Annotated in this window: 14 protein-coding genes and 1 tRNA gene; 1 reads left to right on the top strand and 14 read right to left on the bottom strand. The window is 62.3% G+C overall.

Translation table 11 applies throughout. From position 1 onward, the window contains the following. The 12 genes from FVE66_RS16315 to mutL all read right to left on the bottom strand — a co-directional run. A partial coding sequence (locus FVE66_RS16315) for a DUF927 domain-containing protein (RefSeq protein ID WP_161993309.1) occupies positions 1-2,567 on the bottom strand: 2,567 nt, incomplete at its 3' end. Between the two features lie 4 nt (positions 2,568-2,571). Beyond that, positions 2,572-2,901, bottom strand: a complete 330-nt coding sequence (locus tag FVE66_RS16310) for a hypothetical protein (RefSeq protein ID WP_151448501.1) — start codon at positions 2,899-2,901, stop codon at positions 2,572-2,574. A gap of 580 nt (positions 2,902-3,481) precedes the next feature. Continuing rightward, entirely contained in the window at positions 3,482-3,775 is a 294-nt protein-coding gene (locus FVE66_RS16305) for a helix-turn-helix domain-containing protein (RefSeq protein ID WP_151448500.1), read from the bottom strand. Between the two features lie 8 nt (positions 3,776-3,783). Further along, positions 3,784-4,131, bottom strand: coding sequence for a hypothetical protein (locus tag FVE66_RS16300; protein ID WP_151448499.1), 348 nt, complete (start codon positions 4,129-4,131; stop codon positions 3,784-3,786). Next, positions 4,128-4,334, bottom strand: a complete 207-nt coding sequence (locus tag FVE66_RS16295; protein WP_151448498.1) for an AlpA family phage regulatory protein — start codon at positions 4,332-4,334, stop codon at positions 4,128-4,130. Before FVE66_RS16295 ends, FVE66_RS16300 begins: the two co-directional genes overlap by 4 nt. Positions 4,335-4,447: 113 nt before the next feature. Further along, a complete protein-coding gene (locus FVE66_RS16290) occupies positions 4,448-5,092 on the bottom strand; it encodes a hypothetical protein (protein ID WP_151448497.1) in 645 nt (214 codons plus the stop codon). Positions 5,093-5,244: 152 nt separating this feature from the next. Continuing rightward, positions 5,245-5,508 carry a hypothetical protein gene (locus FVE66_RS20355; RefSeq protein ID WP_194164406.1) on the bottom strand — a complete coding sequence of 88 codons (264 nt, stop codon included), beginning with the start codon at positions 5,506-5,508 and terminating at the stop codon, positions 5,245-5,247. Positions 5,509-6,156: 648 nt separating this feature from the next. Continuing rightward, positions 6,157-7,392: a tyrosine-type recombinase/integrase gene (locus FVE66_RS16280; RefSeq protein WP_151448496.1), complete on the bottom strand. Its 1,236-nt coding sequence runs from the start codon at positions 7,390-7,392 to the stop codon at positions 6,157-6,159. Positions 7,393-7,557: 165 nt separating this feature from the next. Then, a tRNA-Met gene (locus tag FVE66_RS16275) sits at positions 7,558-7,634 on the bottom strand. Between the two features lie 39 nt (positions 7,635-7,673). Further along, entirely contained in the window at positions 7,674-8,648 is a 975-nt protein-coding gene (miaA, locus tag FVE66_RS16270; protein WP_151448495.1) for a tRNA (adenosine(37)-N6)-dimethylallyltransferase MiaA, read from the bottom strand. Further along, on the bottom strand, positions 8,645-9,856 hold the full coding sequence (locus FVE66_RS16265) for a multidrug effflux MFS transporter (RefSeq protein WP_151448494.1): 1,212 nt from the start codon (positions 9,854-9,856) through the stop codon (positions 8,645-8,647). Before FVE66_RS16265 ends, miaA begins: the two co-directional genes overlap by 4 nt. A gap of 15 nt (positions 9,857-9,871) precedes the next feature. Continuing rightward, on the bottom strand, positions 9,872-11,716 hold the full coding sequence (gene mutL / locus FVE66_RS16260; protein ID WP_194164405.1) for a DNA mismatch repair endonuclease MutL: 1,845 nt from the start codon (positions 11,714-11,716) through the stop codon (positions 9,872-9,874). 130 nt (positions 11,717-11,846) lie between these two features. On the opposite strand from mutL, the gene FVE66_RS16255 reads away from it, so the two are divergent. Next, on the top strand, positions 11,847-12,497 hold the full coding sequence (locus FVE66_RS16255) for a VTT domain-containing protein (protein ID WP_151448492.1): 651 nt from the start codon (positions 11,847-11,849) through the stop codon (positions 12,495-12,497). Between the two features lie 40 nt (positions 12,498-12,537). On the opposite strand, the gene FVE66_RS16250 is transcribed toward FVE66_RS16255, so the two are convergent. Beyond that, complete coding sequence (locus FVE66_RS16250) at positions 12,538-13,866, bottom strand: N-acetylmuramoyl-L-alanine amidase (RefSeq protein ID WP_151448491.1); 1,329 nt, start codon at positions 13,864-13,866, stop codon at positions 12,538-12,540. Further along, entirely contained in the window at positions 13,830-14,315 is a 486-nt protein-coding gene (gene tsaE / locus FVE66_RS16245; RefSeq protein WP_151448490.1) for a tRNA (adenosine(37)-N6)-threonylcarbamoyltransferase complex ATPase subunit type 1 TsaE, read from the bottom strand. The genes FVE66_RS16250 and tsaE overlap by 37 nt, the downstream gene beginning before the upstream one ends. Positions 14,316-14,336 lie beyond the last annotated feature (21 nt).

The raw sequence follows: 14,336 nt of genomic DNA, 5'->3' as shown, positions 1-14,336 counted from the left end.
TGCCGCACGATTGCCGAATGCTCTGTGTTGCCGGACCCGCCGCGCCCTTCCAGCCAGGCCGCAAAGCAAGCACGGGCCGCCCGCATTGCCTCGCCTTCCGGCCAGCCAGTGATGCCGGCATGCGTCGCCATTTCGCCGGCCACGCCCACCAGGGCGAAGCGCGATGCGACTCGGGAGACTTGCCCATGTGCGCCCGGCGGCCGCAACTCATGCGCGAATGCCGCTACGCGCGAGCGTAGTGCTTCGGACAGTTTGCCAACCCGCGCCGCAGCCCATTCGATGAACGCCATCCCGGCGGTGCCGTGGTACTGGTGCGACATGCTGACCAGGTGATTCGATAGGGTCGCGCCGTCCGCGAAATCGTGCAGCGTCTCATACACGCCAAAGCCTTTGCCGGCATCGGCGCCGATGTGCGCCATTCGTACATCGTGCCCGCCACGAGTTCCCTTGCCGGCCTCCGACATGTGATTCGCCAGGCTCACTTCGCCATCGGACAGGAACAGCACGCGCCAGGTATGGGTGCGTCTGGCTGTCGCGGTCTGCGTGGCGCGTCCCTTGCCGGTTTCGTTGGCCAGCATGTACACGGTATCGCCCACCACCTTAGGATCGACTTGCGCAATCTCATCGAGTAAAAGCAGTGCGTCCGAGTGTTGAGCTGCCACGGTCTCCAGGGCGTTATCGGTCATTCGCCAATTGCGCGGGTAATCCTTCCCGCCATAGACGGAGCCCGCCACTTTGAACGCGGTCGATTTGCCCGTGGAGCTGTCGCCCCAGATGTGGAACCCACCAGATGGCACACCCGAGTGGTAGAGCAGCGGGGCGGCGAACGCTGCACTGACACAGAACAGCAGCCGCGAGTTACCAACACACGGCGCGGCAACCTCATCGCGCCATTGCTCCAGAGTGCCCATCTGCTTGAACTGCGACACCACGCCCCCGACGGATTGAAACATGACCGATTCCGCGCCTTCACCGATGGTCCGGTCCGGCAGCACATACACGTCGTCATGCCAGCCGATTCGATCTGTGCATCGAACCCGCGCATCGGTCTGCCTGGTCTGGATGTACACCGTAAGCTGATTCTTAGCCTGTGTCCCGGCACCGATCTGCAGCCCCATCGAGAGCAGCACGCCACGATACTGGGTGCCGTCGCCGGCCAGCATACTGGCGGGCATCGCCCACCGTTTCTGTTTGCCGTCTGCGTCCAGGAATTCCAGCAGGTAGCCCCACTCACCGTTGCCGGCGTCACGCGATTTCGCGGGGACGTGAAGCGGCGAACAGATCCATTGCGCCGGCAGCGGGTCGCCTTGCGGGCTGAACCCGTGATACCAGACGCCACGCTCGTCAACATGAAAGAATGGCCGCGTCGATGGCGCGTCACTGGCCGCCGTATCGGGCCCGTCAGCCGCTTTGTTGTGCTTGCCCTTGTCTGCGTCTTGCCGCGCGCCATTCGTGGCCACAGCGGGCGATTTGTCCGCATCGGCAGCCGTGGTGGCCGCGTCGATTTGCTGCCGCACCACATCGAGGCCAGCAGCGGCGGCAAGGTCGTTGAAATCCGTGCCGTCTTCAGGCAGGCCGCTCGGCTTGCACCAATGTCCGCTCACTTTTTGCGCGGTCTGCATTGCTGCTGTACTGCCGGGGTTCTTCCCGGTCTTCGCTTCGGTCGCCCGATCGTCGTCGGCGCAGATCATCATCTTTGCGTCCGGGTGTCGCTTGCGCAGCGCGATCGCCACATGCCCGATATTGTTCGCATTGAAGGCCACCGCGACAGCGAACCCCGTCACCTGGTGCAATGTCGCCGCTGTGGCGTACCCCTCCGCGATCAGCAGCCATTCGGAGGTTCTGACCTCACCGATGATGTGAAAGCATCCGGACACCCGGCCGCCAGCAAGGAAGCGCTTTCCGCCGTCAGCAAATATGCGCTGCACATTCCACAGCTTGCCGTCACCGTCTAGCAGTGGAATGACCAGTGCATCAGCCGCGAAGCGCACGCCGTACCCGTTGACCGCCTTGCGCACCAGGTACGGCGCCCCGCCCGATTCCGACGCGGTAGCCCAAATCTTTTCCGCTTCCTTGGCTGCCGCCTTTTGATTCTTTGCGACTTCCTCGGCACCAGCGCGCTCGCGCTCGACACGCTCCCGGCTGATCCGCTCGCGGTCTGCTTTCGAGAGCGGCACTGCCGGCGCGTACCGCTTCGGGTCAAAACCTCGCTGCTTGGCTTCAGCAAGCAGCGTTGCGATCGTCAAGCCGCCGCCCGGCTTGAAGCTCTTCCAGCTTGACTTCGCCGCTTTCGCGTCGTAGTTCGGGGCGCTCTGGCTCCAGGTGTCGAACATTTCAAAACCGTCGCCGCCCAGCTCGGACTTTAACGCCATACCGATTCGCCACCACAGATCACGCTCATCAGCCGGAATGAACGTGAGTGCCGCGCGAATCGCTTCAGTACTTGGGTTACTCATCAAACAGATCCCTAAGTGAATGTCGTCAGTTGAATCAACCGGCGTGGATGCTTTTTTTCTGGCGACGCCCGGGCGCTCGGCGGCCGCGGACGATTGGATATCGGCCGGCATTGCGTCATGCCGCCCCCCCGGTTGATCGCTCGCCTTCATCTGCGACGATCGGAATCAAGGATTTAATTTCCTCGGCCAGGCTTCGCGCCAGCCACATCACATCGTCCTGAATCTCATCGCCGTACAACATGAAGTTGTTGTGCCCCTCACCAGAAATCACGTTAAGCAAGGCGCATAGTTGCGTAGCGCGCATGTTGCAATAGTCTCGTGCTACTGCGCCGTAGCCCTCGCCAGTGATTGCGAGGTTGACTCCAGGGTGAATGCCGGGAACGGTATAGGCGTGCCCGCCTTTCTGTTTCGTTGGAATCGCCTTCGGTGGAGTCGCCTTATTCATGGCCCGCTCCCTTTGCCGCGCTCGCTTTCACAAGGGACAGGTGCGAAGGACGCGAAGCGGGGCCGCGAAGCGTCGCCGCGAGGCGCAGAATTGCCTGCTTTTCGTTGGATTTGAGGCTGCGGAATGCACTCAAGAGCTGGCGCTCTGGGTAGCTCATCAGCGTTGGGGATGTCGATGGGGGTACTACTTGAATGGCCGAACGTGTGCTAGGCATGTGAGCCTCCGTGTGTGTGAGTCACACCGCGCCTCGCTCTCAAACGAGGGGGGCGGCAGATGGCGGGGTTGAGAGACCGGCACACACGGCGACCGGCAGCCCGAAGGCTCCCCACCACCGCCGCCCATTGAAGGCGCACGGAGGCAAAACGAACGAAAAAATAGCCGCAGGGGGCGGCTCGTTCGCCGGTGTAGTTCGGGCTCTCAAACCCGGTCGCCTCTTTGTCAGCGACGCCCACAGCATAGCGCGGGTTGATCGCAGCTGCAAGCCTGCTCGTTGGCAGCATCTCCAGGTCCCGCCAGGTGCAGCAGCAACGGGCACCGCCATTGCCTGCGCGCACAGTGGCTTTCCAGCAGGGCAGGGCAATCATTGCGCCACCCTCCGCGACGATCCGACCGCCTGCCGAAAGCGCAAAGGTAGACGGGGCGCGTCATTGCTTGGCAGGAGAACGTATCGGGCAACCCGGTGCAAACGCCCGCAGGGCGACGGCTCGCGGCTCCAGAGGGTTTCTATCTGATAGCCTTGTTCGCGCAGCTCCATGACCCGCGCAGCGGGATGCATCACGTCCAGCACCGCGCGAGCATCCAGCGTCGAAACCGGACCTTGGCGCAGCTGGTCCAGTAACCGGGCACGCTGGGCGCTAACGGAGTTGGGGTGCATCCCATCGCTCATTTCTGCTCTGCGCGGGCCACTGCCGGCCGCTGCAGCTCCGTACGAAAAGCGTGATCACTCTGCTGATCCGCAAGCCAGTCTTCGATGTTGGCGAAGCCGTCGATCCCCGGCCGCTCTACCGCGCCGTCCGGTTGCAGGATGTAGCAGCTGGCTGTCTGCACCCCTTCCAAGGTGACAGGGTAGGGCGCAAGCGTGCCTTCTTCCAGCGCCCATGCGACCACCAGGTATTTGATTGGCGCGACTGGATAGCCGTTGTCGTCATACAGGACGTCCAGGACGAAGAAAGATTTATCGGCCGGGATGATCTGAGTGAATTCAGGCATGCCGAATTCAGCGCCGATCACTTGTCCGCCGATTGGATGAGAGACTGCACCCACTCATCAATGGAAGCTGACGTCCAGGCGACGGCACGAACGCCCAGCTTCACTGGCCTGGGGAACGTTTTTTCTTTAATGCGCCGGTAGATTTCAGTCTTGGAGAGGCAGGTCTTGACCTCCACCGATGGGAGCCGCAGGAGCGGACCGGCAGATTGCGTTTCTTTTGGCATCTTTGTTACCCCATGAGACCCCGCAACGTGCGGTATGGGCTAACGATCTCAGAATATGTGCGCGTCGAAAATTCCCGCCAATCCGATAAACATGGGGTTTATCCGATAAACCCCTACTTATTTTTTTTGCTTTGCTTGGAAGAGGCACCGGAGGCGTTGCGGCCGGTCTTGAACTTGAACCCCGGGACTGCCGCTTTGAACCAGTCCTTCAGCGCATCGTCGGTGTACAACTCCTTTTCCAGGGGATAGTCATGGCTACCGCGCATCTCCTTGACGTTCCAATGCGCATCCTTCTTGGTTTTCGCCCATGCCTTAAATAACTCTTTGTCTTTAGAGTTAGCGCGATTCTTCCAGGCCAACTCAACTACATCAACTTTTTCACTTTTCTCTTTCTCGCTTTGCTCCAGCCGGTAGAATTCATCCGGCGTCATAAGTGAAAAGATGTAGATTTTGTGCAGCAGGACTTCGAGCTGACGAACGCGTTCCAGCACGTTACAGGGGTTCTGACGAAGCGATTCCACCAAGGCCCTCACTACCCGATAGCGAGCCGCTAGGTAAGTTTCGACGCATCGCCCTGCCACAGAGACGTAAATCTTTTCCTGCTGAGCCGCCTCTTGAACTTCCAGACGCTTCAGGATCGTGGAAAGCACGCCCGGTTCTACCGAATCGGCCTGCCCCTGTTCACGCAACAAATCGCAGACGTACTCCAGCTCCCCGATGTCAGAGAATGTCCGCCATTCTCTCGGACGGTCGTTCATGGCTTGCATCCTTCAATGCGCGCCTTCGTGGGGATTGCCAAGCCAACCGGCGAAGGTGTCCGGCTTTCGAGTGGCCGCTCTAGGCTTGGCAAAATCAATAGTACCGTGATGCGCGGCCGGACCACCTGGTGGTGTCCCCGCGTGACCGGCGCTTATCCTCTCTCGATGTCCGGACCCTTTGCGAGCTGTATTTCCGGCTGGCCAGCCCCGCTGGCTTGATCAGGGCAGACGAACTGCTCATACAGTTTCATGATGGCCAGCATCGCCCCCAGGTAGGCCGGCACCCAGTCCGGGATCGGCGTCCGCCCATTGATCCAGCGGCTTGGCGTATTGCGTTCGACGCCGGTCTTCCTACAGAAGTCCGCTTGCTTCCAGCTCAGCGCAGAAAGCTGGTCTTTAAATTCCTGAATGTCCATTTCCTCTCCGTCCTATGCCTACGGCATAGGATAGCATGCATTCGCATAATGCTGCAAAAACCTATAAAAAGTGCAGCAATTTTACATAACACCCGTTATGCAACCTCTGATTTTTCGCGCCTGTGCACAACCGGCAAACGGGCGCTGTAACTCATTGAAAGCTAACGGATTGTTCGCCCACTGCATTTGCTTACTTTTTCAGCAATCGCGCCGACTCAATCGGTCGGCAGTTATCCACAGCTCTACGGCGCATGCTTCAAACACGGACCTCGGGCATTGCGCCACCCCGCGCGGTGGGGGTGGGCGCGAAGAAAACCCCTCTCGCGCATCGTTTCCAGAAGTGCGGTCAGGTCTTGCCAGGTGCGGATGACACCACGCCCGCGACAGTACAAGCACACGCCCATCCCGGTTAAGGCGCGGATGCCGGCATTGGTTTGTCCCCAGTTTGTCCCCGAGAATTTAGCCCCCTTTGGGGACAAACTGGGGACAGATATATTTAATATATTCAATTACTTACATTACTTTTTTATCTGTCCCCATGTCCCCAAGCAAAATAATGGTCCGGAGACCGCCCCATCAACATCCTTGGCCGCAAAAATTGACTTGCTGCACGCTGCCTTCAGAGCGGAAACGGCCGCCGGGCCGCCGTCACGCGGCAGCCGGCCTGATGGGAATGACGTCCGCGCCGGCCTTCAGCGCGTCCAGGTAGTCCGCCCACGCTTGCATCATGGCGCGCCGCTCGTCCAGGTGCGTGGTGCGGTTGTATGCCCGCCCGTTCGGATCGCGTACCGCGTGGGCGAGCTGGTGCTCGATGCGGTCAATCGGAAACTTCAACACTTCGTCAAGGATCGTGCGAGCCATTGCTCTGAAGCCGTGGCCGCTCATTTCTTCCTTGTCGATTCCCATGCGCCGCAATGCGGACAGCACGCCGTTATCGCTTAGCGGCCTCTCTCGGGTTCGCGGACTGGGAAACAGGTACCGGCCAGCGCCGGTCAGCGGGTGCAGATCCCGCAGGACTGCCAGCGCTTGCGTCGCCAGCGGCACAATGTGCGGGGATTTCGTTTTGGTGACCGTGTAGCGCCACTCCGCCCCGTCCAGGTCGAAGTCTGCCCATTCCGCTTGGCGCAGCTCGCCGGGCCGCACGAAGAACAGCGGGGCCAGCTTGAGCGCGGCGCGTACCGTTGGCGAGCCTTGATAGCCGTCTATCGCGCGCAGCAGGGGTGCAACCTGCTTGGGGTCGGTGACGGCCGCGAAATGCTTGCGCCGGCTTTTCACGGACGGCAGCGCCCCGCGCAGATCGCCAGAGGGGTCCCGCTCAGCGCGGCCAGTGGCGACGGCGTAGCGAAACACCTGACCGCAATTCGCCAGGGCACGGTGTGCCGTCTCCAGCACACCACGCCCCTCGATCCGGCGAACCACTGCCAACAGATCCGGCGCCGTAACTTCAGCGACTGGCCGCGCGCCGATCCACGGGAACACATCGCTTTCCAAGCGGGCGATGATCTTGTCCGCGTGGCTTGCGGCCCAGCCGGCCTGGTGCTTGCCAAACCACTCGCGGGCAATGGCCTCGAAGCTGTTGCCGGCGCGTTCCTTGCCCGCCGCCTTTTGTGCTTTGCGCTGCTCGCCGGGGTCGATTCCGGCATCCAGCAGGCGGCGCGCCTGGGTACGCTTGGCGCGCGCATCGGTAAGGGACACTTCAGGGTACTTGCCAAAGGCGAGGGTCCGCCTGGTATCGACGTGCCGGTAGTCCATGCGCCAGTACTTGGCACCGTCTGCGTTCACCAAAAGATACAGCCCGCCGCCGTCCGCCAGCTTGTAAGGCTTGGCTTTTGGCTTTGCGTTTCGTGGCTGCACGTCAGTCAGTGGGGTGACGAGTTTTGGCATTTTGACGGTATACGTTTTGGCGGTAGGGGGTATACCGTCAAAAGTACCGTCAAAAATCTGGGATGTCCAGAAACTTCACGGGACGTTATGGCAACAAAAAACCCGCGACCTCATAGAGAGAATCGCGGGTTTCGGTACTTCTTGGTACTTCTTGAAACGTGTTTTTGGTGGTGATAGGTGGACTTGAACCACCGACCCCAGCATTATGAGTGCTGTGCTCTAACCAACTGAGCTATATCACCGAACGAAGCCCGAAATTATCGCTGTCTGGGCGGCATGTGTCAACCGGCACTGTCCATTTTCTGTTTTCCCAATGCCTGCCGGATGGCGGCAAGCACCTGTTCGGCGGCATCCGGCGCCAGGCAGTCGATGACTTTGCGGTCCGGCATCGAGCGCAGCCAGGTGAGCTGGCGCTTGCATAGCTGGCGCGTGGCGGCGATGCCTTTGTCCCGCATGGTGGCGAGGTCGATGGCGCCATCGAGGTATTCCCAGGCCTGCCGGTAACCGACGCAGCGCATTGAAGGCAGGTTCGGGCTCAGGTCGCCCCGGGCGCGCAGTGCCGCCACTTCTGCCAGCAGTCCATGCCCGGTATCGGCCAGCATCGCGTCGAAACGGGCGGCAATGCGGGCGTGCAAGACTGCACGGTCCGAGGGTTCTAGTGAAATCGGCAACAGTTCGAAGGGCAGCGGCGCGTGGCTGGCCCGTGCCAGCAAGGCCGACATCGGCTGGCCGCTCAGTTCGATGATTTCGAGTGCCCGCTGGATGCGCTGCGAGTCGTTCGGGTCCAGCCGCGCCGCCGTGACCGGATCGAGCGATGCCAGTCGCGCATGCAGGGCCGGCACGCCTTGCTGCGCGGCTTCGGCGTCCAGCCTGGCCCGGATCGCGGGGTCGGCTTGCGGCAACTCGTCCAGCCCGTCGCGCAAGCCCTTGAAATACAGCATGGTGCCGCCTACCAGCAGCGGCAGCCGGCCACGTGCCAGGATTTCGCCGATGAGGCGCAATGCATCGTCGCGGAACTGGCGCACTGAATAGGATTCGGACGGATCGAGTATGTCGATCAGGTGATGCGGCACCAGCGCGCGCTCTTCGGGCGTGGGTTTGGCGGTGCCGATGTCCATGCCGCGATACACCAGGGCCGAGTCGACCGAGATGATCTCGCACGGGATCTCCCGGGCGACCGCCAGCGCCGCCGCAGTCTTGCCCGAGGCGGTCGGCCCCATGATCGCTACCGCCAGCGGGTGCAGGCCACCGCTCATGCAGCCGCCTCTGCCGGCGCCAGCAGCCGCGTCGCGGCAAAGATTGACAGCCCGAGCGCGCACACGACCAGCCCAAGCGGGTAGAGCGTGCCGTTATGGGTGGCGCCGACGATGCTGCCGACGATGAATGCCACCAGCATGCTGAGCGCTCCCATCAGCCCGGCCGCCGTCCCGGCCTGGCGTGGAAACGGGCTGACGGCGCCGGACTGGCCGATCGGAAAATTGATGCCGTGCGCGCTCAAGGTCAGGAACATGGCAGCCACCATGACCGACCAGTGCGCAAAGCCGGCCAGCACTGCGGCCAGGAACAGCGTGCCGGCTCCGAGGGAGATCGCGCTGCCGATGCGGAAGGTGGCTGTCGCCCCTAGACGCGACAGCAGGCGCCGGCACACCAGCGTGCCGCTCAGGTAGCCCGATACGCCGATGGCGAAGCAGTATCCGAAATACGCGGTGGGTACGTGCAGCACCTGGATCAGCACGATCGATGCGCCCGAGATGAATGCAAAGATTGAACCGTAGGACAGCGCGCCAGGCAGCGCATAAGCCCAGAATTCGCGCGATCCGAGCACCAGCCGGAAGCTGTGGGAAAGCCCGGCGAAGTTGGTCGCCCCGGGATTCTTGTGCAGGTTGGTTTCCGGCAGCCGCAGGAAGGTCAGCAGCAGCAGGCTGACGGACAACAGCGTGTGGACGGCGAACGCTGCCCGCCAGCCGAATGCGACCTGCAGGTAAGAGCCGAGTATCGGCGCCAGCAGGGGGGCCAGCGACAGCCAGGTGCTGGCGCGGGCGATCACCTTGACACTATGCACGGGGTCGTAGGCGTCGCGCACGATGGCGCGGGCGATCATGACGGCGGAGCAACAGCCGACTGCCTGCAGGAAGCGGGCAAGGATCAGCAGTTCGATGCTTGGCGCCAGCCCGCACAGCACTGATCCCACCGCGTACAAGGCCAGGCCCCACAGCAACACCGGCCGCCGGCCATAGCGGTCCGACAGCGGGCCGATTACCAGTTGCGCGCTGCCGAAGCCGATCACGAACAGCGACAGCGTCAGCTGTACCGTGGAAAGCGGCACCTTGAAGTCGCTCGACAAGGTGGGCAACGAGGCCAGGTAGAGGTCGGTCGACAACGGCTGCATCATCAGGAAGGCGATGATCAGCAACAGCAAAGGAGCGTGGGCGAACTGGGGGAGCGGTCGGGTATCGGAATTCATCAGGGCAGGTGCATTTCACTGCCCACGCAGGAACAGGCGGTCGAGGTCTGCCAGGCCAAGCTGGACCCAGGTCGGGCGGCCATGGTTGCACTGGTCGGCACGATCGGTCGCTTCCATCTGGCGCAGCAGGGAATTCATTTCGGGTATCGTCAGCGCGCGGTTGGCGCGCACGGCAGTATGGCAGGCGAGGGTGCCGAGCAGCGCATTGCGGCGCTCCATCAGCACCTGCGAGCCGCCGAATTCGCGCACTTCGCGCAGCACGTCGCGCGCCAGCGCCTGTGCATCGGCATTCTTCAGCAAGGCCGGGATCGCGCGCACCGCCAGCGTGGTCGGCGACATCGCGCAGATGTCGAAGCCGAGGGAAGCCAGCACCGGCTGGTGCTCGTCGACGGTGCCGACTTCCACCGGGTCGGCGTAGAAGGTGACGGGAATCAGCAAGGGCTGCACCTGTACCGCATCCGCATCCAGCGACTGCTTGAATTGTTCATACAGGATGCGCTCGTGCGCCGCATGCATGTCCACCAGCACCAGTCCGCGCGCATTCTGGGCCAGCACATACACGCCGTGCAGCTGGGCCAGCGCGAATCCGAGCGGGAATTGATCCTGCCCGTCGTCCGCACGGTGATCGGTTGCGGGGCCGGCCGCCAGCGCTGCAGAGGAATATTCGCCGCCGGCTTCACGTGCCGATTGCGGGTTGCCACCCAGCGCCGTCGCAGCGCCGAACAGCGCCCCGTACTGCGCCATGTCCTGGGCCACGCCGGCCGGCTGGGCGCGCAGCGGCAAGCCGGCCTGTTCGCGTATCCACGACAAACCTGGCGACGATGTCACCGGTTGCGGCGGCGGCGCGGTGCCGTAGGCGGTGGCCGAGGTTTGCGCCAGCACGTCGCGCACGGCATGGAATACAAATTGATGCACGGCCCGGCTATCGCGAAAACGCACTTCGATCTTGGACGGGTGCACATTGACATCGACCAGGGCCGGATCGAGGTCCAGGCTCAGCAGGTAGCTCGGGAAGCGGTCGCCATGCAAGACATCCTGGTAGGCGGCGCGCACCGCATGCGTCAGCAGCTTGTCGCGAACGAATCGGCCGTTGACGTAGAAATACTGGCTGTCGGCGCGCATGCGCGCAGCAGTGGGCAGGCCGACGTAGCCGGACAGGGTCAGCGGCCCGGCGGCCTGGTGCAGCGGCAGGCGGGCGCCGGCAAATTCGTCGCCCATCACCTGGGCGCTGCGGCGCGCCAGCTCGCCGGTGTTCCAGTGGTCGACGGTCTTGCCGTTGTGCGTGAGCGAGAATGTAACGTCAGGGCGGGCCAGCGCAATGCGCCGCACCACTTCCAGGCAGTGGCCGAATTCGGTCTGCTCGGTTTTCAGGAACTTGCGGCGGGCCGGCGTGTTGTAGTACAGGTCCTGCACGTCCACCGATGTGCCGGGTGCGGCGGAAGCGGGTACCGGCGCATCGCCGCCAGCGATTTCCCAGGCATGGGCGTCATCCGCGGTGCGCGAGGTCAGCGTCAACTGCGACACCGACGCGATCGATGCCAGCGCTTCGCCCCGAAAACCGAGTGTCATCACGTTTTCCAGGTCGGACAGCGAGGCGATCTTGGAGGTGGCGTGGCGCGCCAGCGCCAGCGGCATTTCCTGGTTGGCGATGCCGCGTCCGTTATCAGTAATGCAGATGCGCTTGCAGCCGCCCTGTTCCAGCCGGACCGTGATCTGGGTCGCACCCGCATCCAGTGCGTTTTCGAGCAATTCCTTGACGACGGCAGAGGGCCGTTCGATTACTTCGCCGGCGGCGATCTGCGAGATCAGCTGGTCAGGGAGTTGTTGTATCGGACGTACGGAAAGCGGCTTGGGATTCATCAGTGGATTATAGCGCCGCTGGTGTATGATTTCGCCCGCGGTTGACGCATCTGCTGTCATGCGCACGCACCCGCATTACCCTTGTTTTTGCGAATCACGCCGCATCCCTGCGTGAACAATCCGGCAATCGATGACTTTCATTCAATTCCTCGACATGATCATGCATGTCGACAAATCCCTGGGCTTGCTGATCAACGAATACGGCACGATGGTCTATGTCGTCCTGTCGGGCATCGTGTTCGCCGAGACCGGCCTGGTGATATTCCCTTTCCTGCCAGGCGATTCGCTGCTGTTCATTGCCGGTGCGTTCTGCGCAACCGGGTCGATGAATGCCGGCATCCTGATCGCGCTGCTGGTCACGGCCGCAATTGCCGGCAATACCGTCAATTACTGGATAGGCAATGCGATCGGGCACAAGGTGTTCACGCACGACTACAGGTGGATCGACAAGGCGGCGCTGCAAAAGACGCATGCTTTCTACGAGAACCATGGCGGCGTGACCATCATCCTGTCGCGCTTCATCCCCATTGTGCGGACCTTCGCGCCCTTTGTGGCTGGCGTATCGAACATGTCGTTTGCCAAGTTCCAGTTCTATAACGTCACCGGCGCCGTGATCTGGGTGGCCGGCCTGGTCATGGCAGGCTACTTCTTCGGCAACATACCGGTGATCCGCGACCATCTGAGCACGATTGTGGTGCTCGGGGTAGGCGCTGCGGTGATTCCGCTGATCCTGGGCGCGCTGTGGAAGCTGTGGCAGCGAGTAGGGCGCAAGGCGGGCTAGGTTCGCCAGGTACGCTTTCCACCAGCCTGAAAGCCAGTGCTCACATCATCGGGTTCTTGGCCAGCGGCGGATTTTTCGCGAAGTATTTCCGGATGCCGGTCATGACCGCATCCGCCAGCTTGTCCTGGTAGTTGCTGTCGTTGAGCTTGGCTTCTTCTTCCGGGTTGGAGATGAACGCGGTCTCGACCAGGATGCTGGGAATGTCCGGCGCTTTCAGCACAGCGAACCCGGCCTGCTCCACCGCTGCCTTGTGCAGCCGGTTGATGCCGCCGATCTCGCTCAGTACCGCGCGGCCCAGCTTCAGGCTGTCGTTGATCTGCGCCGTGGTCGACAAGTCGAGCAATACGCTGGCCAGCTGGCGGTCGTGGCGCTTCAGGTTGACCCCGCCGATCAGGTCGGCCGAGTTCTCCTTGTTTGCCAGCCAGCGGGCGGCAGCCGAACTGGCGCCCTTGTCCGACAGCACGAACACCGACGCGCCGCGCGCGGTCGGTTCGATGAATGCGTCGGCATGGATGGAGACGAACAGGTCTGCCTGCACCCGCCGCGCTTTCTGCACCCGTACATGCAAGGGAACGAAGTAATCGCCGTCGCGGGTCAGCAGCACCCGCATGTTCGGCTGTTCCTCGATCCGTGCCTTGAGCCGCCGCGCAATCGCCAGCACCACATCTTTTTCCCGGCTGCCGCCGCGCCCGACCGCGCCCGGATCCTCGCCGCCATGGCCAGGATCGAGCGCAATCGTGATCATGCGGGAAGTCTGGCTGCGGGCGGGCTGGTCCAGGCCGGGTTTTGCTTTTGCTGTAGCGGTGTCTTCCGGGAGGGTCGGCGCCGGCGTCGGCTTCTGGTCGATCGGTGCCGCGGGCGCCTCCTTGTCCCAGCCGCCTTTCGCGATCAGTGCCGCGATCGGGTCCGGCGGGTTGACCGGGTACAGGTCGAAGATCAGGCGGTGCTGGTAATTGGCGACCGGCTGCAACATGAACACCTGGGGCGTGATTTCTTCTTTCAGGTCGAACACCAGCCGCACCACCTTGGGCCGGTTCTGTCCGACGCGCACCTGGCGGATGTAGGGATCGTTGGGTGCGATCTTGGCCACCAGCCCCTTAAGCGTCGGATTCAGGTCGATGCCTTCGATATCGACCACCAGCCGTTCAGGATCCTTGACGATGAAATGCGTGGTCTTCAGGTGACTGTCGTTTTCCAGCGTGACGCGGGTGTAATCTTCAGCCGGCCAGACGCGTACCGCCAGTATCTGCGCAGCGTGCGCAGCAGTGGGAGCAATGACAGAGAGGAGCAGGGTGGCACCGGCCTTGAGGACGGTGCGACGGGAAGTCGGATTCAGCGATGCGGAGCGTAGTGCAGACGGTCGAGACATTGAACACCCTCATCGGACAACGCGTGCAATTCTACCTCACGGCCTTGTCCTGCAAGGCGCAAGAACACATGAATGTCGGGTGCTGGTAACACTGCCGCGCCTTTCTCCGGCCATTCGACCAGGCAGATGGTCTGGTGGTTGAAGTGGTCGCGGAATCCGGCATCGAGGAATTCTTCCGGACTGCCCATGCGGTACAAGTCGAAATGGATGATCTCGACCGGCTTGCCGTCCAGTTGCAGCGAGTAGGGCTCGGCCAGCGTGTAAGTCGGGCTTTTCACATGTCCGGCATGGCCGGCTGCGTGCAGCATGGCCCGCACCAGCGAGGTTTTTCCGGCGCCCAGGTCGCCGTGCAGGTAGATCACCAGCCCTGGCGTCAGCACGGCGGCCAGCGCCGCGCCGAGTTGCCGGGTCGCGCCTTCGTCAGGCAAGTGAAACGTCAAATGGCGCATTGCGTAAAATGGCTTTCTGCC

The organism is Lacisediminimonas profundi, assembly GCF_008831265.1.
Lineage (GTDB): Bacteria > Pseudomonadota > Gammaproteobacteria > Burkholderiales > Burkholderiaceae_D > Lacisediminimonas > Lacisediminimonas profundi.
Note: the sequence above shows the minus strand (reverse complement) of the source record. Positions and strands in the feature narration are given on the sequence as shown.

Excerpts from the sequence above, each read along its gene's own strand:
- FVE66_RS16265 (WP_151448494.1), bottom strand. The coding sequence starts at position 9,856 with ATGAATTCCGATACCCGACCGCTCCCCCAGTTCGCCCACGCTCCTTTG.
- FVE66_RS16250 (WP_151448491.1), bottom strand. The coding sequence starts at position 13,866 with ATGTCTCGACCGTCTGCACTACGCTCCGCATCGCTGAATCCGACTTCC.
- FVE66_RS16255 (WP_151448492.1), top strand. The coding sequence starts at position 11,847 with ATGACTTTCATTCAATTCCTCGACATGATCATGCATGTCGACAAATCC.
- FVE66_RS20355 (WP_194164406.1), bottom strand. The coding sequence starts at position 5,508 with ATGGACATTCAGGAATTTAAAGACCAGCTTTCTGCGCTGAGCTGGAAG.
- FVE66_RS16280 (WP_151448496.1), bottom strand. The coding sequence starts at position 7,392 with ATGCCAAAACTCGTCACCCCACTGACTGACGTGCAGCCACGAAACGCA.
- tsaE (WP_151448490.1), bottom strand. The coding sequence starts at position 14,315 with ATGCGCCATTTGACGTTTCACTTGCCTGACGAAGGCGCGACCCGGCAA.
- FVE66_RS16290 (WP_151448497.1), bottom strand. The coding sequence starts at position 5,092 with ATGAACGACCGTCCGAGAGAATGGCGGACATTCTCTGACATCGGGGAG.
- FVE66_RS16305 (WP_151448500.1), bottom strand. The coding sequence starts at position 3,775 with ATGCACCCCAACTCCGTTAGCGCCCAGCGTGCCCGGTTACTGGACCAG.
- mutL (WP_194164405.1), bottom strand. The coding sequence starts at position 11,716 with ATGAATCCCAAGCCGCTTTCCGTACGTCCGATACAACAACTCCCTGAC.
- FVE66_RS16310 (WP_151448501.1), bottom strand. The coding sequence starts at position 2,901 with ATGAATAAGGCGACTCCACCGAAGGCGATTCCAACGAAACAGAAAGGC.
- FVE66_RS16295 (WP_151448498.1), bottom strand. The coding sequence starts at position 4,334 with ATGCCAAAAGAAACGCAATCTGCCGGTCCGCTCCTGCGGCTCCCATCG.
- miaA (WP_151448495.1), bottom strand. The coding sequence starts at position 8,648 with ATGAGCGGTGGCCTGCACCCGCTGGCGGTAGCGATCATGGGGCCGACC.